The organism is Bacillus sp. T2.9-1 (genome assembly GCF_950097965.1).
Taxonomy (GTDB): domain Bacteria; phylum Bacillota; class Bacilli; order Bacillales; family Cytobacillaceae; genus Niallia; species Niallia hominis.
Genome location: NZ_CATNHG010000141.1, coordinates 213140 through 235265, shown reverse-complemented (window position 1 = coordinate 235265; position 22126 = coordinate 213140). Strand labels below are relative to the sequence as shown.

Sequence of the window (22126 nt, the reverse complement as noted above, 5' to 3'; positions counted from 1 at the left end):
TGAAAAGCAGAAGCGAAGCAAGAGGCGTTTATAGCCAGCCATTTTGCTTCGCTTCTGCTATGGCCTCCATTCTATTTTTCGCCCCTAATTTGCTGATTGCTTCTGAAATATAATTGCGAATCGTTCCTGTAGATAAAAATAAGGCTGCAGCAATCTCCTTCACCGACTTCCCCTCTTCCACCAGAATCAATACTTCTCTCTCTCGCTTTGATAATGGATTATCTTTTCCGATACTGCCAAAAATCAATTCGGAGGCAAATTCCCTTTTTCCATTCATAATATTTCGGATCGCTTCTGCAAGCTCTTCGCTCGGACCATCCTTTAATAAATAGCCATGAACATTGGCATTTAGCGCCCTTTCAAAATACCCAGGCCTTGCAAACGTTGTTAAAATTACCACTTTACAAGAGGAATTTAATGCTCTTAACTCCTCTGCGACTTCAAGACCACTTTTAATAGGCATTTCAATGTCCAATAAGCAAATATCTGGCTTAAGTCCGCGAATCTGCGTTAATGCTTGTTCGCCATTTTCCGCTTGGCCAATAACTTCCATATCCTCTTCAAAGTTAAGCAGTGTCCCTAATGCGCCTCTGAGCATTCTCTGGTCTTCTGAGATAATAATTCGAATCATAATATCTCCTCCTTTTGCCTTTCCTTTCTTATAATCGGAACGACAATGTGAATAGTCGTTCCGTGATTAGATGCAATACTCCATTTTCCATCTACCAATTCCAGTCTCTCTCTCATTCCTTTTAATCCATTTCCGTGGGACTGTTCGATATGTAAGCCTTTGCCATTATCCTGAACAGTTAGCCCGACTGTCCCAGGATCTTGTTGGATAGCTATTTTACTCTTCGTTGCATCACTGTGTTTAACAATATTAGTAACAGCTTCTTTTAAACAGAGACTGATAATATTCTGGGTTAAAAGGGCTACCTCGCCATCTTCCATTTCGATGGTTATGTCTGCATCAATTCCCGCAGTTTGTAACGTCTTTTGAACTTCCACTATTGCTTCTCGGATGGTTATAGCCCGCATATCAGATACTAGCTCACGAACTTGTTTTAATGCCGCACGAGAAATTTCTTCCATTTCCTTCGCCTCTTTCATCGCACTATCTGGTTGCGGCTTCGCCATTTTGCCAACGAGCTGGCTTTTTAGTGTCAGCAAAGATAGAGTGTGGCCAAGCGTATCATGCAGATCACGAGCAATTCTCATTCGTTCTTCTCTTTTTACTAGATAACTAATTTGTTCATTTGCTAAATCCAGTTGTTTTTCTAAATCCATGCGCCGATTCATCGAGCGGATTCCAAAAGGAGAGATTAGCATGATAATAAAGAACGGAACCATAAAAATAAGGGAGTAAGGATTGATGGCATTCCAACTAATGACGATTGGAAAAAGTACTGAAAAGACCAAAAGGCTATAGAAGTAATAAAAATTTTTTTTGCCCGAATAATAGCCAATGAAATTAGCTGGGAAATAGCCCATAAATAATAGATTAGGATCATAGTAGATACTAAAAATCAGTACGATCAAAATTTGAATAACGAGCCAATAATTAAAGGAGTTCTCTTCTATATGCGTATACAATTGCCGGTATGAAAGAAGAAATATAAGCACAAGAAGAAAACCAATTATTTGCTTCGTCCCATCTTCCTTTATCATCTGCATAACCGGAATCAATATGTAGACTAAAAAGATATAGGGGAAAAAGCCAAACCTTCTTGGAAAAAGCTCGAATTTCTTCTTGGTATCCATATCTTCTTACACCGCCTCTCTTTTTTTTCCAATATAAGTTGATAATACCATAAATAGAACGAGGTACCCGATAATCATCAGATAACTAGAAAAAGATGGATAGTGATTTCTGATTATTTCCCATGCTCCGTTGGCAAAATGATACGAAGGAACCCATTTTGCCACTTGTTGCATAAAGGATGGGAACACCTCAATTGGCATCCACATTCCCCCAGTTATCGCCATAGACATATATAATAGATTGCTAATTCCTGAAGCTGTTTCTACTTTTTTAATCGTGCCAATAATTGTTCCAAGAGCTAGAAATGGAAGAGATCCAAACAGAATCCAGATACCACAAAATAGCCACTGTGAAAAAAGAAGACTCACGTCATTGATGAGGATTCCTGCCGTAAATATAACAAGAATGGAAAATAAATGAATCACTGTTTGAGCAACCATTTTTGCACCATAGTAAATAAATTGGGAGAGTGGCGTAATCTTTAAAAATATCGTCCAACCTTCTGCCTTTTCCTGAACGATTTTAATTCCTAACGTCATCATACTTGATCCCATAATACTGAATGTCGTCATCGACATTAAATAATGTAGATTCCATAGTCCGTCATCTTCTCTGGGTGCTATAAAAATATTTGTAAATAAAAAATAGAAGAGGACTGGAACTAATAAGGACCAAAAAATATAGTATTTATTCCGAAGCATTCGAACGGTCTCTGCTTTACTTTGCATCCAAAAGGTGTTCATTGCTGTCTACCTCCTTCGTATCTTCCATTAGCTGTGAAAAAACCTCTTCCAATCGACCAAGCTTTACTTCAATATGATGGATATTCAGTTGCCTATCGAAGATTTCCTTTAGCAGTTGATCAGCGTTTGTTGCGACAAGGGTTACCGTTTCCTTCTCTTTTTGCACTTCTGCAACAAATGGCAAAGTCCGATAAAAATCGATGGGATATGAAATTTTCTCTTGGAATCTCACCCTTGGCTTCGTCAATTTTCCCTTTAAGTGCTCAGGTGTCCCGTCACCAACTACTTCGCCTTTATTAATCATAATGATTCTTTCCGCTACTTCATCTGCTTCTTGCAGGTAATGTGTTGTAAAAAGAATTGTTTTTCCTTGCTTATTTAATTCTTTGATTTTTCTCCAAAAATTTTCTCTTGCCGTAACATCCATGCCAACAGTTGGCTCATCTAAAAACAGTAAGTCTGGATTACCTGCAAGCGCCAGTGCGAAGTTCAAACGTCTTTTCTGGCCACCTGAAAGCTTTTCTGTTCGCTTATTCCACTCCTCTTCATGAAGACCTGTTAGTTCTAATAAAGAGGACAATTCAAGAGGATGTTGATAATAGCTTTGTATTAATTGAATCAATTCCTTTACTTTTAAGCTATCCATCACACTGACTTCCTGCAGCATCCCTCCTACCCTTTCCAATACTTCTTTGTGTTTAGAATCCTTTTGAAAAAGGGAAACAGTGCCTCTTGTTGGCTTCATTAGCCCAAGCATCATCCGCATTGTCGTCGTCTTTCCTGCTCCATTCGCACCTAAGATTGCCACCATTTCTCCCTGTTTGATTGAAAAAGATACGTCATTTACTGCCTTCTTCTGCTGAAACTCCTTTGTTACATTCTTTAGCTCTACGATTGTTTGCAAGCTTCCCACCTCCAGATTCTATCTTTATTGTAGCTTGCAAAAAGAGGGCTGATTAGTCGCAGATGTCAGGAATATTAGGTGACAAATGTCATTTTTTCATAAGAATCTGTTATAACTGAATGTTGATTTTACTGTCTTAAAAAATTAACGAAACAATTCCGCTTAAATTGAGAAATACACTCATTTCCTTAAAAATAAAGGAGGTTTTTCCGTTTATCGAATTAAATTCTTCAAATTTTGTCTTATTTTCAACAGCTAATCGGAATATCTCCGTTTATATCCGCTACTTAAGCTCACTCTATATACAATAGCCGGAAATTCTCCGCTTATGAATTCTCATACTAATAAAACAATAATAAACCCTTTAATAAAAAAAGCTCTGGTTATCAGCCAGAGCTTTTTTTATTCTCCTCTTATCATGATTAAAAACGATACATCATTCGCATTTGTAAAGGAAGACACTTTGTGAAATCCAAATTTTTCATATAAAGCAATTGCTCTTTTATTAAAGGCAGCTACAGTTAGGCGCAAAGGCTGAGTTGTCTCGATGGAAGCTATAATAAATTGGAGAAAGGCAGTTCCCTGTCCTCTCCCTGTTAAGTCTGGGCGCATACCTAGGCCAATATCCAGGTACCCTTCTGGATATGCATGAAAAAAATAGCCGATTGGAACTTGCGCTGCATAGCCTGTGCAATAAAATCCAACTAATGCTCCGTCCTTATAAAGGGCATAGTACGGATTTTCCGCAAACTCCTGTAATGCTTCCTCTGTTACTTCACTATTATATAGGTCATATGGCGGCAAATATGTCCAGCTAAGGATCTCCCTCGCCACTTCTTCGGTTATCTTATGCAAAGAATAGCTCATTGTGTTTGTTCTCCTATAGGCTCATTTCTAGTAAAGCCTAGATATCTTGTTCCTTGACATTGCAGTTCCCCGTTATCTCCTTCTATCAGCATACCAAATTGTCCGCCATTTACTTGAAATTCCGTACGCTCACCACTCGGAAATTCAAATGTAACATAATAGTGATTATATGCACGGGTATTTCCCCCACCATGAACACTCGTTCTTTTCGCAACTACTTTTGCAGGTGTAGAAAGACGAGGTTGATTGTTATTTTTGCTCCACTTTATAAGTCCCTTTATGATCCTAACTACAATAATACCAAGGATGATTGCAAATATAGTCGGTACGATAGCGAACAGGATATTCCCTGTAGCAATAAAATCCTCAAACGCAAAGAAATTCCCCATATCTCTCATCTCCTCTAATGAAGAAATTTTTTCCTTTATTACACTATATCATTCCTTACGCATCACTTAGTCAAAAAGTTTCATCGAAAACCATACTCACTTCGAAAAAATCCCGCATATAAAATAAACAATATTAACAAATAGATATAATTACATTAATTTTATCAATCATATAATTGACTTATTTAAGAAAATTAATTAATCTATCATAGAAAGGAGGTTGATATTTAGTATGAATTATCCAGTTATAAATGATTGTCCTGTCTGTCATCATGAACTCCATGTAACAAAACTTGAATGCACTAATTGTCATACGACGATTGAAAATCGATTTCATCTGTCCAAATGGCACTCTTTTTCAGAGGAGCAAATGCATTTTATTGAAACCTTTATTCTTTCAAGAGGAAGCATTAAAGAAGTCGAAAAAAAGCTAGGTATTTCTTATCCAACTGTCCGAGGAAAACTGGATGATATTATTGAGATTATGACAGGTGAAGAAGCAAAAGAAGAAAAAGTAAGCACCAAAGAGGGACAAAGAAAAGCAGATATTTTAGAAAAGCTAGAGATGAATGAAATAACAGCGGACGAGGCTATCCGATTAATGAAGGATCTTTAAGGAGGAATGAAACATGAATGACGAAATAAGACGAATTTTAACAATGGTGGAAAACGGCAAATTAACATCAGACCAAGCAGCTGTACTAATCAATTCATTCGAGGAAAAAATAGAAAAAAAGCCACTGCTTGAAGATAGCCCTTATCTAAACCGCTTACTTAAAGTACGTGTCCATTCAGAAACAAATGACAATATAAATATAAATGTTCCGATTAGACTTGTGAAAGTACTGCTTCAAACGGGAATTGGAATAGCATCCAAAATTCCTCAATCCCAAACCTATACAGAAAATATCGATGTAGAATTATTACTTGCTGCGATTGATAGCGAATTAGTCGGCGAAATTGTAAATGCTAAATTAGCAAATGGCGACAGTATCAATATTTATGTGGAATAGTGGTGGAAGACATGGTAAAGGTAATTGTCCAAACCGATAAACATAAACGTTTTTCCCTTGTTCTCCCTCTTTTTCTGTTGAGTCCATTCCTTGATATTGCCTTATCGAAACAGTTATGGAAATTTACTCACCACAAAGGAAAAAATAATACAGTTGATGCGATCTATACGAATATAACGGAAATAAAGTTTTTATTGAAGACTTTAAGTAAAGAGCTTAAAGCTGTGTCACTTGCTGAACCACTTGTTGATATTCATTTGAAGGATGGAACTTACGTGAAGGTGGCTATTACATGAAGCATGATTTTTTTCAAAAAAAATCTAGTGCTCGCAACACTAGATTGTGTGAAACTTCATTTTAAATTAGATAGATTGCCTTTCCTGCACTCGTTAGATTGGGAGAGGCATTCTTTTATCACTATAGCATAGGACAGGAAAATTGTGAATTACTGATGGGGTGCTCCTGGCGGATAGAAGCTTGGCGGCATTTTGATCCATCCATGCTCTCTCATTTTCGTTTTCAAATCCATCCCATAAATACTCTTCTCTGTATGGAAGCGAATCCACATTAACCCAACATCACTGCGGACACTTTGTGTGATATTTGTAGCGCACATGACAATATTACTCGTCACTTTCGCTGCTAGTAAGTTCGCTATTTCCATATCCGTCGATTTAGCGCCCAAAGGAATAGCATTTGGGTCCGACTTGGGCTTCGATTCAGCGGAATTGGAAAGTGGGACTCCTTCTTTTAACATAAATTCCTCTAAAATCTTACGTTGCTCGGTTGCTAATTCTTTAGCCTCATTAATTAATTCCATTAACACATCATCTGTTGTCGTATTAAGCGCCATTTCCAATACAGGAATTTCATCCGCAATTGCAGCCTGATATGTCCATAAGCCCATTGCCTCTCCAATATGCAGTTGCGATTTCGGTTCTGAGTCAAATCTTGTTTTAATATAATCGAGAAGCGCTTCTATTTTATGTGCCATACTGTACACCTCTTAGCATTTTTACCTATAATGTTTACTTCTAAATGGGATTTTATTCAAAGAATATAGAATTATTCCTTCTTGAATAGTAAAGATATAGAATTCCTAGTGGAAAAAAAGGGAAAGCAGCCTTTGTTCATTCACTTATTTATCCTTATTTGAGCTTTATAGGATTATTGTAATTAACGGCGTGTCTTTCCCTTTGAATTTTGGTGATTTTTTTGTGGATTTGGTACTTTTGCTTGCGGCTTTGGCACTTTTGCTTGCGACTTTCACTCTTTTGCTTGCGACTTTTGTACTTTTGCTTGCGGCTTTGGCACTCTTACTTGCGATTTCCACTCTTTTACTTGCGGCTTTGGCACTCTTGCTTGCGGCTTTCACTCTTTTGCTTGCGATTTCCACTCTTTTACTTGCGACTTTCACTCTTACTTGCGAATTCGGCACTTTTACTTGCGCCTTTCACTCTTTTACTTGCGACTTTCACTCTTACTTGCGAATTCGGCACTCTTACTTGCGATTTCCACTCTTTTACTTGCGACTTCCACTCTTTTACTTGCGACTTTCATACTCTTGCTTGCGACTTTGACACTCTTGCTTGCGGCTTTCACTCTTTTACTTGCGCCTTTTGCACTTTTGCTTGCGACTTCCACTCTTTTACTTGCGGCTTTGGCACTCTTTTACTTGCGACTTTGGCACTCTTACTTGCGACTTCCACTCTTTTACTTGCGGCTTTCATACTTGCTTGCGACTTTAGCACTTTTACTTGCGACTTCCACTCTTTTACTTGCGACTTTGGCACTCTTTCTTGCGACTTCCACTCTTTTACTTGCGACTTTGGCACTCTTGCTTGCGACTTCCACTCTTTTACTTGCGACTTCCACTCTTTTACTTGCGACTTTGGCACTCTTTCTTAGAACTTCCACTCTCTTCCTTACACCTCTCACCACTCTTTCTTAAAACTTCCCCACTCACCGCGAAACCCCAAGCTGCTTTCTCACCTCTTCCAAAGTTGGCAAGGTTCTGGCGCGCGCTTTTTCTGCTCCTTTTGCAAGAATGGCATCTATTTGCTCCGGGTTTGCCATTAATTCATTATATTTTTTGCGGGGTTCTTCTAAAAAGCGATTCATGACATAAAACAATTCCTTTTTGACTTCTCCCCATCCGACGCCATTTTCGTATCTTTTACGCATCTCTTCTGTTTCTTCCACGCTTGCAAACTCTTTATACAAAGTAAACAGAATAGACGTTTCTGTTTCTTTTGGCGCTTCTGGAGGCAAGGAATCTGTCTTGATTTTATTGATAAGCTTCTGCAATTTTGTTGGCTCTTCAAAAAGCGGGATCGTATTATGATAGCTTTTGCTCATTTTTCGGCCATCTAACCCTGGTAAGATGCTCGTGTCATCATCCACAATATATTCTGGCAATACAAAGGTTTCGCCGTATTGATGATTAAAGCTTTCGGCAATATCTCGTGCAATTTCCACATGCTGAATTTGGTCTTTGCCGACAGGCACCATATTTGCCTGGAATGCAAGAATATCAGCAGCCATTAAAATTGGGTACGTAAACAGCCCCATGTTTACACCATCATCTATATCTTTTCCTGCTAGTTTATTACTGTCGACAATTCCTTTATAAGCATGGGCCCGGTTCATCAGCCCTTTTGGAGTAAAACAAGCTAAAATCCAGTTCAACTCAAAGATTTCGGGAACATTGGATTGGCGATAAAAAATCACTTTTTTCGGATCTAATCCAAGCGCTAACCATGTTGCCGCAACTCCATATGTCAATGTTCGAAATGTTTCTCGATCATGAATTTTCGTTAATCCATGATAATCTGCGATAAAATAAGCCGCCTGATCCTCGTCATTTTCCGCTAGCTTTAAAGCTGGCTTAATGGCACCTATATAATTACCTAAATGAATCTGGCCCGTTGGCTTAATTCCAGTTAAGACGATGTTTTTCATTTTCTGATCCTCCTCTTATATTTTTAAAGCAACACAAAAAGGGCTACCCATCCTGTAAATAAGGACGAGTAACCCGTGGTGCCACCTTTATTCGTTTATAAAAATAAACGCACTTATCCGTACAGAAACAAAGCCGTTTCTTATACTTTGTCTTTTTTAACGGTAAGACATTCCGCGCAGCCTACTATTTGTTCAGCTTTGTAGCTCCGAAGCCCATTCAGCAATCAATCCGTACTGATTCGCACCAACCATCAGCTCTCTTTACACATTTCCATTGCTTACTCTTCTTCCTCATCGCTCTTTTATATTAGCTATATAGTAAATTATATGGGAAAAAAGGTCAAGAGTATTTCACTCTTGTTAAATGATTTTATGGATTGCCAATTCCAGATGGCACGAAGCGGAGCCAATGGCTTAAAAACGTACAAAAAATCACTTTTTTTTACTTGATATGGGAACAAAATTTTTTCAAAGGAATATAAAATTGCCTCTTGAATTTCCGAATTGTATCTGTTAGTATCTTTATAAAGTTAGTACTAACTTTATAAATTTGTTTATAATGTCTTTATATATATGCTTTGATTGGAATCAGTAGTGCCTATTTCCCTGTTATTAGAGAGTCAATGGTTGGTGTAAATTGACACAAAAATAGACGCGAATTACCTCCAGGAGCATTCTTTGTGAAAGAATTTTATTCCATTAGCGAAGAACGGATGAGCCGTTACCCATAATGAGTGGAGGAATAGTCAATATTCTTCAATTAGGGTGGTACCACGTGCATAAAAGCAACCACGTCCCTTTTTTTAGGGGCGTGTTTTTTTGTTTTTTTATCATTAATTTAACGAAAGGAGTAAGAAAGATGAGTCCATTTATTGAACAGTTAACAGTTGACCAGAAAAAAGAAATGCAGAGGCAACTAGATGTCTATCGTCAAGGCGTGCAAGATATAATCCCAACAGAAGAACTCGCAGAAAAAATCGCTAAGTCCCTTGTCACAAATACACCTTTAAAGGTAAAGCTCGGTCTTGATCCGTCTGCACCAGATGTTCACCTTGGCCATACAGTTGTCCTGAATAAGCTCCGTCAATTTCAAGACAACGGGCATACGATTCAACTAATAATCGGTGATTTCACTGGAAAAATCGGCGACCCAACTGGCAAGTCATCCGTAAGAAAACAGCTAACAGATGAAGAAGTGAAGGAGAATGCGAAAACGTATTTTGAACAATTTGGCAAAGTATTGGACATGGAAAAGGTCGAACTTCATTATAACTCTAAATGGCTCTCTTCCCTTTCCTTCGAAGATGTCATTGGACTGGCCGGAAAAATAACAGTTGCTCGTTTACTAGAACGAGATGATTTTGAAGAGCGGTTAGCATATGGAAAATCGATTTCCTTGCATGAATTTTTTTACCCGTTAATGCAAGGCTATGATTCAGTGATGTTAGAGGCAGATATTGAGCTTGGCGGAACTGATCAGCATTTTAATATTCTTATGGGACGCCACTACCAAGAGAAGTTTGGGAAAGAAAAGCAGATTGCGATATTAATGCCCCTTCTAGAAGGGTTAGATGGTGTTGAAAAAATGTCGAAATCGAAGAAAAACTATATCGGCATCGATGAAAGCCCATCTGAAATGTATGGAAAATCAATGTCTATCCCTGATCCATTAATGAGCAAATACTTTGAGCTTATTACAGATATTGAGCTTGCTGAAATAACGCAAATCAAGAAGGATTTACATGCTGGTTCTCTTCATCCTAGAGACGCTAAAATGCTGTTGGCAAGAACGATTGTCCGGATGTACCATGGAGAAGAAGCCGCCGAAAAAGCAGAGCAGCAATTCATCACTATTTTTCAAAAAGGCTCCTTACCAGATGACATTCCGACCATCCATTGGACTGGAAAAAATCCTGAATCGCTCATCCAGCTTCTAGTTGACTTAAATCTATTAACTTCCAAAAGTGAAGCAAAGAGGATGATTCAAAATGGAGGAGTTCGGATTAATGGAGAAAAGGTTGAGGATACGGAACTTGAGGTCACAATCCCTAATGAAATAATTATCCAAGTTGGAAAAAGAAAATTTGTAAAGTTGCTTAGATAATATACAGGAAATGGGCTAGCAACTAGCCCATTTCCACTAATTACGAGCTTACTGTTTCGCCCCCATTTACATGGAGGACTTGCCCTGTTACAAAACGAGAATCATCGGAAGCTAAGTAGACAAACGTTGGAGCTAATTCAAATGGCTGTGCTGCTCTTTGCATTGGGTTATCAGTACCGAAAACGGCAACTTGGTCAGAAGAAAAGCTAGCTGGAATTAACGGTGTCCAAATTCGTCCTGGTGCTACTGCATTTACTCGTATTCCATCTTTAATAACGCTTCTCGCAAGGGCACGAGTGAAACCGACATTTGCTGCTTTTGTAGCAACATAATCAATTAACAGTGGTTCCCCTGCATATGCAACAACAGAAGCCGTATTAATAATGCTGCTTCCCGGCTTTAAATGAGGAAGTGCTGCTCTTGTTGTATAAAAGTGGGAGTAAATATTAACCTTGAATGTATTATCAAATTGTTCATCTGTGATATCTGTTAATTTCGCCTGTTGAAATTGAATACCGACATGGTTACAAAGAATATCCAACTTTCCAAACGTTCTTACCGTTTTCTCCACAATGTCAATGCATTGCTTCTTTTTCCGTAAATCTCCTGGCAATAAGAGACATTGCTGCCCTAATTCTTCGATTCTTCTTTTCGTACGATTTGCATCCTCGTGCTCATCTAAATAAGCAATCGCCACATCTGCCCCTTCTTTTGCAAAGGCAATCGCAGCAGCTGCACCAATTCCACTGTCTCCCCCTGTAATTAACGCCACTTTCCCTTTTAGCTTTCCACTTCCTATGTAGTGGTCATTTTCGATAATCGGTTTGGGAACCATATAGCTTTCTAACCCTGGCTGACGGAGCTGTCTATTCTCAGGAAAATTAATCGGAATTTCTTCATACTTTGTTACTTTTCCGTAATTCGGATAGAGCGGATATGGATTGGTTTGCTTATTTGCTTCAAAAAGTTCTTGGATTTCGGTAAGCTGGATATGCTTTTCCGATTGATGATTTCGTTTTTCTAATAATTCATAATATGCTTCCGGAACTTGATACATCGAATCTCTCGGATCATTCACATAAAAGGACATACAGACCCCTCCATTTATTAGTAGTAAATTATCCTATGTTACGCTGCTATTTTGGTGCCTAATTATTTACTATGCAAAAAAGGGAAAAGCTCTCTTTTTAGGAAGTCTGAATACGTTAAAGGAAGGAGGGGTATTGAATGAGATATGAATTTAATCCAAAACTAAAATTATTGCTCATGAAACAATCAAAAGATACGGTTAACATGACGTATATCAATCATAAATGGCCGATGCCAAAAACAACGATGAGACCACCTTATTATAAAAAGCCGATTTATGAAATGCATTTTCCGAAGCTTTGAAGGTATCCAAACTTACTAATCAACCATTCTCCAATAAAAAAGATTGGGAATAATTTTTTATTGGAGAATGTTCGTTGACTGGAGTCTCTTGAAATGCAATCAAAACTTTTCATTCTATCTCAGATATTATCTTCTTTAATAAATCTACTGGTAAATCATAGCTTAAACGGCCATTAAGGGTATTATGTAATTCAATTGTCACCCCACTCGCTTCCTCTTTACTCTTTTTTATTCTTAAGACCATTCTAGGATCCTTATAAACTTCTACAGCATCTAATTTTTGATTGATTGTATGTTCCCCATATTTTTTCTCCAAGTCAGAAAACCTCCTCTTTTACTTCACTTATTTTGCGTTTAAAAGCAGCCCTCGTTTGCCCCCAAAAAATAAGCACAATGCCGATAACTTGGAAAATATCCGGACGATACGCTGTTAATACAATGTCCATAAAAATCGCAACTGCTGGATCGATAAACACGAGAACAGCAATAGATCCAGAAGATAGTTTCGGCAAGCTGCTGAAAAATAAATAATACACGAAGCCAGTATGGATAATTCCTGTTAATAAAATATAAAACCAGTTTTCCCCTGTTAGATGAAGAAAATAATCCCATTTTACAAAGGGAAGGAGCATAATGATGCCGACACTTGTTTGAATAATGGTTGTTATAACGGGGTTTAGCTTAGCAATTTTCTTCCCTGTCAATGTCGTTAACGCATAGAATAGCGCAGCCCCAAAAGCCCATGGCAATCCAGCAGACATCAGCTCATCAATAGACAGATAATCCTGCATTCCCCCGACCAATAACGTTCCGATAAAGCAAATAATAACCGTTAGCATTAATTTAAACGTAATCCTTTCTCGATAAAGAAAGCTTCCTAATAAAACGACAAGTACTGGTGCCAAATGATAAATCGAAACGGCAACTGTTACAGACATATGTTCAAAGGAACGGAAGAAAAATACCCAGTTCACGACAAGAAATACGCCACAAAGCACACTATAGCCAATCTCCTTTTTCTCTATCTCTTCCTTTTTTCTCTTTGAAAAAAGATAGACAATACTTAGCACCACACATGCACAAATACACCGAATAAAAACCAATTCAATAGATGGCAAATTCGCTTTCGCGGAAAAATAGCCAATCGAACCAAATATCGCCATCGATAATGCAAATTTCACTGTTGCGTTCATACTCTTCCCCCACTGCTGTTTTCACACTGCTAGTATTTTTTGCTTATTACTCTATCATATAGAAAAGTGTAGTGTTAATAAATACGATAGCACGCTCTTTTTCCCTTATTTAGTAAATTCTATTAAAAAGTAACAACAGTGATATGATCCTAAATCCTGATTTATTGTCCAACCCTCGCAACTCTCTAAAAACAAATAAAAACCCTATCCAAAGGAAAGGGTTAAATTCTTTTTGCGCCATAATATTTTGTTTTCCAATAGGAGTTGGATAGCTTGTCCACTTTTACTCCTGAAGAAGAGCTATGAATAAACTTATTACTTCCTATGTATATACCGACATGGGATGCACCTTTTTTATATGTTTCAAAGAAGATTAAATCTCCCTTTTTTAAGTTCGCTTTTTTTACTTTCTTCCCCTTTTTATACATACTCGCAGCTGTTCTTGGCAACGACTTGCCTACTTTTTTATAGCTATAGACAACAAAACCGGAGCAATCAAATCCTTTTGGAGTAGTTCCTCCATATTTATAAGGGGTACCAATATAGTTTTTTGCAACAGTAACAACTGATTTTTTTGAAGCAGCACTTGCTTCCTGTGTACTAAATACCCCACTAAAAAATAATCCAAATGACAGGAGTGACAAAACAATAATCTTTTTCATCTAGTGACCTCATTTACGTAAAGATTAGTTTCCAAGGCTTCCTTCTATCAACCAATTTATCTTCTCATATTATTCAGATAATTAGGTTACATCTATATGCAAATTAGATTACAAGTCTATTACATTATTATATAAGAATAATATTCCTCCTGTTCCATAATATTCATCTTGCTTAGCTATTCTTATTTTACGAAGAAAAAGTCGTAACATGATATACTAGTAGAAAAATAGAGGGAGCGTGTAAACAGTGGATTTTATTGCTATCGATTTTGAAATAGCAAATGCTGATATGGCTAGTGCTTGTTCGATTGGATTAGCTTATGTGGAAAATAACGCCATTGTAAAAGAACAATATTTTTTAATAAAACCCCCAAGTCTATCATTCCATCCAAAGTTTATTGCCGTTCATGGGATAACAGAAAAAGATGTGGAAGATGCGAAAAGCTTTCCGGAAGTATGGGAAATGATAAAAGAGGACATTTCCAGCCATACAATCATCGCACATAATGCACAGTTTGATATGAGTGTGCTCTATTGTTGTCTGGAAAAATATCAATTGGATAAGCCTGATTTTGCCTATATTTGCAGTATTCCTATTAGTAATCGGGCAACAAGAGGAGCAAAGATTGGGCAATCTTTAAAGGATCGCACCTCATACTTTGGCATCGCGATGGAAGAACATCACCATGCAGGTTCAGATGCTAGAGCATGTGCGGAGCTCGTGATTGCTTGTATTGAATCAAGAAAAAAGGATTCATTAACTAATTACTGTGCTTCTTATCCTACACTTCCCATTAAACTGTTTTCAGAATTAAAGCCACAAACTACTTTTGGAAGAGCAACAACTTTTGCAAAAAGAAAGCCTGTTAAACAATTCAATTCCGTTTCTATATCAGAAATTTCGCCTACAACTGACTCATTTGATGAAAATCATCCACTCTATCAAAAAAATCTAGTTTTTACTGGAGACTTGCATTCCCTTGATAGGAAAGACGCGATGCAACAAGTTGTAGACGTTGGTGGCGTCATTAAAAGTGGTGTAAGCAGCAAAACCGATTATTTGGTTGTAGGTGTACAGGATCAAAAACTTGTTGGCTCTGAAGGCATTAGTTCAAAAGAGAAAAAAGCCTATGATTTACAAGCAAAAGGAAAACCAATTGAAATTATTAACGAACAACAATTTTTAGCGCTTTTGAAAAAAGAGCGAGTTAATCATTAAGGATATTTCGTGAAGTTTGTTGCTATGACCCGCAGCCTGAATACACTCCGCTTTCCATGGGGCGAGCGGTGAGCCTCCTCGGCACGCCTGCGGGGTCTCACCTTTCTCGCTAATCCCATAGGAGTCTACATGTATTCAGGCTGCTCAGTGTCACTAATTAAGTTATTTTTCCTATTGAAAAATAAACATCTTCTAAAAAACAGCCTCTTTACCTTTTCCTTCTAAGTTGAAAAGGCAGAAGCAAGAGAAAAAACAATGCAAGTGCTACTACTTCAAGAACCAACAAGTAATATGGATATGGCCCTAAATAATCTAATAAGGAACTGTTTGCAGGCTTGTATGCTAAAAACATATAATTGCCCCCTGTTAAACGATTGACTATCCAGGTTAGCGCTGCACTGCTATTTAAAAAAAGAAAAGACAAAACTAGTCCTTTTTTTGTCGGTTTATACTGATGGACAAGCACAAAGTACAGACAAGTCCATATAATAAGAATGTGCGTGACAAAAAAGTGGAAATAGCGGAAATGGGGATAACCTAAAAATAATTCTGGCGTGAAGATTGCCATTGATGCGCCAATAATACCAATAAAATAAACTACTTGAAATACAAGCTCCCATTTAGTTAGCAGAAGCAATAAACAAAGGATTAAACTGATGGAACAAAGATGGAACGGCAGCATAAAAGCAACATCCCATAACCCATCCTTATACATCCAATAATGGTACATCGCCTCTAGACCGAATAATAATACGAAAAACACAGACCGAAATAAACTGCTTCGTATTTGGATGTAAGTTCGAAAAATAGTAAGCAAAACTCCCCCAATGAAAAGGATGCCTATCATAGCTAGATGAGATATAGAAAATAATTCAAAGGGGAAATCCTCATACAGATGCCCGTACCATCCATTCATTTAAGCAAATTCTCCTTTCTGGTATTTTCCAAAAAAGTATTTTTTCCAAATTATTTTTGCAAACTAGGTATAAAAGTTTAATAGTTTGGGAATATTATAGACAAATACTACTGATAAGAAAATCAATTTCAAAAGGAGAGGATTACAATGAAAATACAAACAAATTCTGCGGTGACTGACTTTATTGAGAAAGATAAATTTGAATTAGAATCCTACCTTGAATATTTATTTAGCATTGTTTCGGAAAAATAAATTGAAGAATACGTTAATTTATCCCTAATAATATGGGCATTTGACATTTCCCTTTTAAAGAGGAGATGTGTCAAATGCCCATTAACCTATGAAGATTAACAAAGGCCACACTGATTTGATAGAAAACACTTTTACGAAAATCATCGTATCCTCCAAACTTTCTTTGTATTCCGCTGTTTTTTCGTCCATGTAAGCTCCAAGCCTATATAAAGCCATCTCCCCACATTTTTGTAAATTTTATTCAAAAAGAGCTTAATATTTCCAATTTTATTTGATAGAATAGTATAAGCAATCTATAAAAGGTAGGAGCATCATAAAATGGCACTTTCCAGAATAAACGTCGAAAATGTTTGTGAATTATTGGACACAATCGATCTTTTAAAAATCAAATTGCTTAAATACGGGATTGAAAAAGGCTTAAATGATCCCAATACCATACGAATAAGCGAGCTGCTAGATACATATATTGTCATGTATCAAAAAAAGATAGCCCAAAAATAGATAAGTATGCATACACCTCGTTCAGACTCCTACTAAACCGATTCGATTCCACTCTCTAACTTAGCGAATGAGATTAATCATATCTTTTAAGGCTGCCGCCGCTGCTCCTTTAGGATGAGAGGCACCGCCCACACAGCAAATTGTTCCCATCTCCTCTGTTTCAAACAATATTCCTTTATTTGTCCCTTTTACATGAATCAAAGGATTTTCAGGAGCAAGAATTTCTGGTTTGACCTGCAAAATAAGCCTGTCTCCTTGTTTTTTTGCTGCTGCAATAAGCTTCCACTCACACCCATTTATTTTTGCCCGCTGCATATCCGCTTTTGTAATCTTCTCAATTCCCTCTATTGCCATATCTTTTAATGTTAACTTCGTATGAAATAATCCATTTGCCAACAGTAAAATTTTGCAGGCACTATCAAGTCCTTTAATATCTAAATCAGGGTTCTTCTCTGCAATCCCCTTCTCTTGTGCTTGATGTAGTGCCTCTCCAAAGGTTATATTCCCCTCTGACATACTTGTTAAAATAAAATTGGATGTTCCATTCAGAATCCCTTTTATCGATAAAATATTGCTTCCAGCCAAGCTAAATTCACCAATGTCTAATGTTGGTAGTGCAGCTGCTGTTGCCCCACTATATTTAATTTGACGTCCATTTGCAGTTGCTCTCTCTAGTAATTCTGGCAAGGAATGGACAAGTGCTCCTTTGCTCACAGAAACAATATCCATCTTTGCCTCAAGGGCTTGTTTCATGTAAGAAAGGGCCGGACCGCCTGTTTCTAGATTGGTAGGTGTACATTCTAGTAGAATATCCCCTTTTAGCAATGGGGATTCAATCGATAAATCTTTCCTACTAGCATATTGCGAAATTCCTAGAGACCCTTTTGGCAACTGATGCAATACAGAAAGATTTAAGCCGTCCGGTTCATAAATCATCCCGATAGATCCGATGACTCCAACTACTTTAAATTCCGTATGATATTTTTCTACAAGTTCTTCTTTTTTTTGATCCAATAACTCGACAAATTCTTTGGCAACCGTTCCATACCCGGTAATGGCTATTTTTCTTTGCTTCATCACAGCTTTATTCCTTTCTTTCCTTTTCTTCCTATTGATTTCTTTCTTTTTGAAGGTATTTCCTTTATTTTGGATTAAATATTTTCATTTCCGTTAATTTGCTGTAACTTTTCGTAGACTTAACCGTGTTATTAGAGAGGCACTGAAAACTGTTAGCTATTGATGGGTAGTGGTAACCGCCCTTAAACTTAGATATGTAAATGGTTTAATAAATCATCATTTAATTTGGATAATTAAAAGAAGAGACCCTAGCGCGTTCAAGCACTATGGGTCTGTCCCTCCTACAAATATTTCCGGTGCATTGCTTTGCCATCATAGGTATAAAGAAGTTTTTTATCTTCTACTATTGTTTCGATATGAACGCCTCTTCCCCATAATTGATGAATATATGGAAGCACCTTTTCTAAGTATTTTAAGTCTAGTTCAATCCCTTCATAACCATGCTTTAAGTATAACTCCCCATTTTTGTTATAATCTCCATCATTGACTGTAATATATGGGAAGCCTCCATTTACCCGCATGCTTACCAATTGATCCCGCACCTGTTCCCAAGCTTTATCAACAATTTTATAATCTCTGCCCTGTTTTTGGAAAAGATACATATCTTCTCTCATCACAAGATCCTTTGTTAAATAGTTTCTTAAAAAGGAAATATCTGATTCTATTTCACGTACTTCAAACATTTTTTCCCGCCCTGATCCTGGTTTAACTCCCCGTTTCTTCATTTCTTCTGTTGGATTATTATAACGATCCTCAATATCTTCAAATATCTTTAATCCTAGATAATAGGGGTTAATGCCTGTTTTAGACGGCTGTACTACTCCTGCATTTAGCTTGGCAAATTCAATTGCTTCTGCACTTGTTAAATCTAATTCCCTTACAATTCGCTGATGCCAATAAGATGCCCAGCCTTCGTTCATAATCTTTGTTTCTAACTGTGGCCAGAAATAGAGCATTTCTTCTCGCATCATCGTTAAAATATCCCTTTGCCAATCAGAGAGCTCTCTACTAAAGTTTTCGATAAATAGCAGTAAATCCTTTTCTGGCTGTGGCGGAAATTTCTTTGCGACCTTTTTCTTTTGCTTTTTTGGCTTGTTTCGATCATCTAATCCCCATAGTTCATCATAAGGAGTACTGGTTATTTCCTCTTCCTCCACAAATTCCACATCATCCATCGACCATGCTAATTTTGGCCGCATCAAGCTTGGATCAATATGTTCATCAATCGCTAATACCGCATCCAAAAAGGTTTCTACTTCATGCTTTCCATATTTGATTTCGTACTGGCGAATCCGATCAGCCGTTGCCGCCATGCTTTCGACCATTTCACGCTTCGTATTTTGAAAACGAACATTATTTTTAAAGAAATCACAATGCGCCAAAACGTGGGCAACGATTAGTTTATTATTGATTAACGAGTTACTATCAAGCAAAAAGGCATAGCACGGATTTGAGTTAATGACTAATTCATATATCTTTGATAAACCTAAATCATAATGTAGCTTCATCTTATGAAATTGTTTTCCAAAACTCCAATGGGAAAATCGAGTAGGCATTCCGTACGCACCGAATGTATAAATGATATCCGCAGGACAAATTTCATATCTCATTGGATAAAAGTCTAGTCCAAATCCAGAAGCAATCTCAGTAATTTCGTCAATGGCATATTCTAATTCCTTTTGTTCTACCTCATTCATTCCGCTCTCTCCTTTCACCGTTTAAACTAATGTATGAAAGGAAGAAGTGAATCATGAGTAAATTAGATAGAAATTGCGCTAGAGGTTGGTTTTTATTAATCGGATAGACGGAGATTAGGCATTAGCGAGATGGATATTTTTAGGAGGTTTTGCTTTTCGTGGATTTTAGTCTATTTTGGGATATCCTAGTGTTGCGGTGTTTTTTTGTTTTACTTTTGCTTTCGTTTCGGCGTTCACTTGCTTGTTGAACACCACTTTCCCTACCTGTCCAGCGGATTTTGGTTTTCAGCCCCCTTTATAAACACCACATTTCCCCTTACTCCTAAACTTTTCGGGTTTTATCTCACTTAAGTTCCAACTTTCCTCAAAAATAAAAAAGGAGCATTCCATTCGAACACTCCTTTTCCCCTTATTCGATTATCTCTTTCACTTTTTTGACGACGTATCCGGAACTTCCTTTGTCTTGGACGCCTTCCATCATCATTGCAATTAAAAGGTCCTTATTGTCTTTATCATAGGTAACATACCAGCCATTTTCTGTTCCTTTTTCGCCTTGTTTCTCTTTTAATTCGGCTGTACCTGTTTTTCCAGCAAATGTTTTTCCACTTATTTTTCCAGCGCGTGCCGTACCATTGGGATTTTCAATTACTTGCTGGAGATCATCAGAAATCGTCTTAGCAACAGATTCGTCCATGATCTTTTCTTTCCAGACTTTGCTCTTCTCCTCGCTATCCAATAATACAGGGGTCATGAGGTTTCCACCTGTAACAAACGGAGTATACGCTGTAGCAAGATGAATGACACTCATTTCCACATGGCCCTGACCATAGCCTGAGTCTGCTAATAGCTGTTCCGTATCTAATGTTCCAAAAGTAGATGTTTCAATTGGATATGCATAAGGAAATGTCTCTTCAAAGCCAAATTTCTTTAGTTCATTCGCAAATTTTTCTTTCCCTAAATCGAGTGCCGTTTGGGCAAAGTAAATATTATCACTGTAAAGAAGAGCATCTGCTAGGTTTACGGGTGCTGAACTGCTATGCACTCTTGTTATATAATAGCCGCCCCATGATTTATCCTTTTGCCACTGTTTTGTGGTAATCTTTCTTTCCAGTTCTGGAGTAATTACACCTTCTGTTAAAGCAGCTGCAGCAACAAGAGGCTTCAGGACAGAACCAGGTGCATAGTTATTTTTAAAACGATTAGTAAAAGGGTCTAGCTTATTATTGTCATATGCTTCCTTCTCTGACGTTGTAAGGCCAACAATCATCTTATTTGGATCAAATGCTGGGCTGCTAACTAGCGCAAGTGTTTCTCCTGTTGATGGATTAATTGCAGCTGCAGCACCTGCTTCTCCATCCATTTTTTCATATATTTCTTTTTGTAAATCTGCATTAATCGTCAATTTGATGTTTTCGCCATTTTGCACTTCTTTTTCCGCTAATGTAACTGTACTACCGTCTGCCTTTTGAATTAAAATTTGTTCGCCATTAGATCCCTTTAATCGATCTTCTAGTACTTGCTCTAAGCCTCTTTTTCCAATTACATCTGTGCTTGAATAGCCTTTTCCTTCCTTTTCCTCTAGCTCTTCTGCTGTAATACTGCCAATATAGCCAATCAAATGGGCAGCACTTTCTCCAAATGGATAAATTCTGCCTTTTGTATCTTGTTTTTGAACACCAGGTAATGCAAATAGTTTTTCTAAATAAGCACTATCTCCTGTGGCAACCTTTTTAATTGGAACAAAAAAGCTCGGTTGGACCCAGTCTGCATCTAATGCCTTTTGTATGGTTTCTTTTTTTATGTCTAGGAGTTTTGCTAGTTCATTGATAACTGTATCTGGATTATCTCCCATTTGCTCTGGAACAAGTCCAATTTCATAGATGACCCCATTCATCGCAAGCGGATTTTCATTGGTATCGACAATACTGCCGCGCTCTGCTTGAATCGTGTTAACAGAGATTTTATCGTCAGGACCTAATTCTGAAAAAATATAAGTAGTGTCCCAATTTATATACCAGTTCTCGTCTTTCTCTCTTTCTTCTTTCACCAATGAAGCATCATTATCGAAGCTGATTTCGCCTGCCATGCTATTCATTTTTACTGAAAACGGAATTTCTGCTTGTACTGCTTTATCAAACTTCTCGTCTTCCGATGGTTTTGTATAGGTTATCTCTAAATCATTGATGTCTAAATCCTTGTAGATTTTTTCGTATCTGGAAACAAAATCGTCTTCTGAGATGTTTTCTTTCGCCTTTGTGGAAAGAAAAGCATACATCTCCTTAAATTTCTGATCATTCCAAAGCTTTATATATTGTGATAGCCGCTCATCTGGGGTAGGCTCATTTTTATTGCATCCTGTTGCCACTGCTACCAGTATTAATATCAGTAAAAGCATCCATCTCTTTTTCATTCCTATCTCCCCTTCTAATCTACTACTACTAGCGTACCATTTTTTCATAAAAACGGAAAAAGAA

General features: G+C 37.4%; 26 protein-coding genes and 2 other annotated features. Of the genes, 7 read left to right on the top strand and 19 right to left on the bottom strand.

The annotated features are described in order from the left end of the window. Nucleotides 1–28: 28 nt before the first annotated feature. The 6 genes from QQZ16_RS21790 to QQZ16_RS21765 all read right to left on the bottom strand — a co-directional run bounded on the left by QQZ16_RS21790 (nucleotide 29) and on the right by QQZ16_RS21765 (nucleotide 4665). Entirely contained in the window at nucleotides 29–631 is a 603-nt protein-coding gene (locus QQZ16_RS21790) for a response regulator transcription factor (RefSeq protein WP_284561784.1), read from the bottom strand. Further along, nucleotides 628–1761, bottom strand: coding sequence for a sensor histidine kinase (locus tag QQZ16_RS21785; RefSeq protein WP_031539965.1), 1134 nt, complete (start codon nucleotides 1759–1761; stop codon nucleotides 628–630). Before QQZ16_RS21785 ends, QQZ16_RS21790 begins: the two co-directional genes overlap by 4 nt. A gap of 6 nt (nucleotides 1762–1767) precedes the next feature. Continuing rightward, a complete protein-coding gene (locus QQZ16_RS21780) occupies nucleotides 1768–2505 on the bottom strand; it encodes an ABC transporter permease (RefSeq protein ID WP_284561783.1) in 738 nt (245 codons plus the stop codon). Then, nucleotides 2480–3409, bottom strand: a complete 930-nt coding sequence (locus tag QQZ16_RS21775; protein ID WP_284561782.1) for an ABC transporter ATP-binding protein — start codon at nucleotides 3407–3409, stop codon at nucleotides 2480–2482. The genes QQZ16_RS21780 and QQZ16_RS21775 overlap by 26 nt, the downstream gene beginning before the upstream one ends. 402 nt (nucleotides 3410–3811) lie before the next feature. Beyond that, on the bottom strand, nucleotides 3812–4276 hold the full coding sequence (locus QQZ16_RS21770) for a GNAT family N-acetyltransferase (protein WP_284561781.1): 465 nt from the start codon (nucleotides 4274–4276) through the stop codon (nucleotides 3812–3814). After that, entirely contained in the window at nucleotides 4273–4665 is a 393-nt protein-coding gene (locus QQZ16_RS21765; RefSeq protein WP_251628662.1) for a DUF2500 domain-containing protein, read from the bottom strand. Before QQZ16_RS21765 ends, QQZ16_RS21770 begins: the two co-directional genes overlap by 4 nt. 232 nt (nucleotides 4666–4897) lie before the next feature. On the opposite strand from QQZ16_RS21765, the gene QQZ16_RS21760 reads away from it, so the two are divergent. From QQZ16_RS21760 to QQZ16_RS21750, 3 genes are read left to right on the top strand one after another with little or no spacing between them, the layout of a single operon-like run. Further along, nucleotides 4898–5281, top strand: a complete 384-nt coding sequence (locus tag QQZ16_RS21760; RefSeq protein ID WP_031539958.1) for a DUF2089 domain-containing protein — start codon at nucleotides 4898–4900, stop codon at nucleotides 5279–5281. Between the two features lie 13 nt (nucleotides 5282–5294). Next, nucleotides 5295–5678 (top strand): SHOCT-like domain-containing protein, encoded by a 384-nt coding sequence (locus QQZ16_RS21755; protein WP_031539957.1) that lies wholly within the window; start codon nucleotides 5295–5297, stop codon nucleotides 5676–5678. Nucleotides 5679–5689: 11 nt separating this feature from the next. Then, complete coding sequence (locus QQZ16_RS21750) at nucleotides 5690–5974, top strand: hypothetical protein (RefSeq protein ID WP_031539956.1); 285 nt, start codon at nucleotides 5690–5692, stop codon at nucleotides 5972–5974. A gap of 149 nt (nucleotides 5975–6123) precedes the next feature. Here QQZ16_RS21750 and QQZ16_RS21745 read toward each other — a convergent pair whose 3' ends face one another. From QQZ16_RS21745 to QQZ16_RS21725, 5 genes are all read right to left on the bottom strand, one after another. Then, nucleotides 6124–6672: a DUF3231 family protein gene (locus QQZ16_RS21745; RefSeq protein ID WP_251628658.1), complete on the bottom strand. Its 549-nt coding sequence runs from the start codon at nucleotides 6670–6672 to the stop codon at nucleotides 6124–6126. A gap of 165 nt (nucleotides 6673–6837) precedes the next feature. Further along, on the bottom strand, nucleotides 6838–7116 hold the full coding sequence (locus QQZ16_RS21740; protein WP_284561780.1) for a hypothetical protein: 279 nt from the start codon (nucleotides 7114–7116) through the stop codon (nucleotides 6838–6840). Between the two features lie 23 nt (nucleotides 7117–7139). Continuing rightward, the gene (locus tag QQZ16_RS21735; protein WP_284561779.1) at nucleotides 7140–7280 is read right to left on the bottom strand and encodes a hypothetical protein; all 141 of its coding nucleotides are present in this window, start codon (nucleotides 7278–7280) and stop codon (nucleotides 7140–7142) included. After that, nucleotides 7277–7576 carry a hypothetical protein gene (locus QQZ16_RS21730; protein ID WP_284561778.1) on the bottom strand — a complete coding sequence of 100 codons (300 nt, stop codon included), beginning with the start codon at nucleotides 7574–7576 and terminating at the stop codon, nucleotides 7277–7279. Before QQZ16_RS21730 ends, QQZ16_RS21735 begins: the two co-directional genes overlap by 4 nt. A 64-nt stretch (nucleotides 7577–7640) precedes the next feature. Continuing rightward, nucleotides 7641–8639 (bottom strand): tryptophan--tRNA ligase, encoded by a 999-nt coding sequence (locus tag QQZ16_RS21725; protein WP_031539906.1) that lies wholly within the window; start codon nucleotides 8637–8639, stop codon nucleotides 7641–7643. Nucleotides 8640–8696: 57 nt separating this feature from the next. Beyond that, nucleotides 8697–8943 (bottom strand) — a binding site (T-box leader). Nucleotides 8944–9208: 265 nt separating this feature from the next. After that, nucleotides 9209–9441 (top strand) — a binding site (T-box leader). A gap of 57 nt (nucleotides 9442–9498) precedes the next feature. Here QQZ16_RS21725 and tyrS point away from each other — a divergent pair. Beyond that, nucleotides 9499–10743, top strand: a complete 1245-nt coding sequence (gene tyrS, locus QQZ16_RS21720) for a tyrosine--tRNA ligase (RefSeq protein WP_284561777.1) — start codon at nucleotides 9499–9501, stop codon at nucleotides 10741–10743. Nucleotides 10744–10783: 40 nt separating this feature from the next. Here tyrS and QQZ16_RS21715 read toward each other — a convergent pair whose 3' ends face one another. Next, the gene (locus QQZ16_RS21715) at nucleotides 10784–11833 is read right to left on the bottom strand and encodes an SDR family oxidoreductase (RefSeq protein WP_396953884.1); all 1050 of its coding nucleotides are present in this window, start codon (nucleotides 11831–11833) and stop codon (nucleotides 10784–10786) included. A 137-nt stretch (nucleotides 11834–11970) separates the two neighbouring features. Here QQZ16_RS21715 and QQZ16_RS21710 point away from each other — a divergent pair, with 137 nt between their 5' ends. After that, on the top strand, nucleotides 11971–12135 hold the full coding sequence (locus tag QQZ16_RS21710; RefSeq protein ID WP_192840967.1) for a hypothetical protein: 165 nt from the start codon (nucleotides 11971–11973) through the stop codon (nucleotides 12133–12135). A 109-nt stretch (nucleotides 12136–12244) separates the two neighbouring features. Here the strand turns inward: QQZ16_RS21710 and QQZ16_RS21705 are convergent, their stop codons facing one another. From QQZ16_RS21705 to QQZ16_RS21695, 3 genes are all read right to left on the bottom strand, one after another. Further along, nucleotides 12245–12451 carry a hypothetical protein gene (locus QQZ16_RS21705; RefSeq protein ID WP_031539902.1) on the bottom strand — a complete coding sequence of 69 codons (207 nt, stop codon included), beginning with the start codon at nucleotides 12449–12451 and terminating at the stop codon, nucleotides 12245–12247. Nucleotide 12452: 1 nt separating this feature from the next. Then, nucleotides 12453–13328: a DMT family transporter gene (locus tag QQZ16_RS21700; protein ID WP_031539901.1), complete on the bottom strand. Its 876-nt coding sequence runs from the start codon at nucleotides 13326–13328 to the stop codon at nucleotides 12453–12455. Nucleotides 13329–13549: 221 nt separating this feature from the next. Next, complete coding sequence (locus QQZ16_RS21695) at nucleotides 13550–13990, bottom strand: C40 family peptidase (protein WP_031539899.1); 441 nt, start codon at nucleotides 13988–13990, stop codon at nucleotides 13550–13552. Nucleotides 13991–14237: 247 nt separating this feature from the next. On the opposite strand from QQZ16_RS21695, the gene QQZ16_RS21690 reads away from it, so the two are divergent. Continuing rightward, the gene (locus tag QQZ16_RS21690) at nucleotides 14238–15209 is read left to right on the top strand and encodes an exonuclease domain-containing protein (protein WP_235251387.1); all 972 of its coding nucleotides are present in this window, start codon (nucleotides 14238–14240) and stop codon (nucleotides 15207–15209) included. Nucleotides 15210–15417: 208 nt separating this feature from the next. Here the strand turns inward: QQZ16_RS21690 and QQZ16_RS21685 are convergent, their stop codons facing one another. Further along, complete coding sequence (locus QQZ16_RS21685; protein ID WP_235251385.1) at nucleotides 15418–16125, bottom strand: YwaF family protein; 708 nt, start codon at nucleotides 16123–16125, stop codon at nucleotides 15418–15420. Between the two features lie 570 nt (nucleotides 16126–16695). Between QQZ16_RS21685 and QQZ16_RS21680 the strand changes: the two genes are divergently transcribed. Then, complete coding sequence (locus QQZ16_RS21680) at nucleotides 16696–16878, top strand: aspartyl-phosphate phosphatase Spo0E family protein (protein ID WP_251628637.1); 183 nt, start codon at nucleotides 16696–16698, stop codon at nucleotides 16876–16878. Nucleotides 16879–16938: 60 nt separating this feature from the next. Here QQZ16_RS21680 and QQZ16_RS21675 read toward each other — a convergent pair whose 3' ends face one another. The 3 genes from QQZ16_RS21675 to QQZ16_RS21665 all read right to left on the bottom strand — a co-directional run bounded on the left by QQZ16_RS21675 (nucleotide 16939) and on the right by QQZ16_RS21665 (nucleotide 22062). Then, a complete protein-coding gene (locus QQZ16_RS21675) occupies nucleotides 16939–17958 on the bottom strand; it encodes a homoserine dehydrogenase (RefSeq protein WP_342395205.1) in 1020 nt (339 codons plus the stop codon). Between the two features lie 278 nt (nucleotides 17959–18236). Continuing rightward, on the bottom strand, nucleotides 18237–19652 hold the full coding sequence (locus QQZ16_RS21670; RefSeq protein WP_031536685.1) for a SpoVR family protein: 1416 nt from the start codon (nucleotides 19650–19652) through the stop codon (nucleotides 18237–18239). Nucleotides 19653–20061: 409 nt separating this feature from the next. Beyond that, entirely contained in the window at nucleotides 20062–22062 is a 2001-nt protein-coding gene (locus QQZ16_RS21665) for a penicillin-binding transpeptidase domain-containing protein (RefSeq protein ID WP_284561775.1), read from the bottom strand. Nucleotides 22063–22126 lie beyond the last annotated feature (64 nt).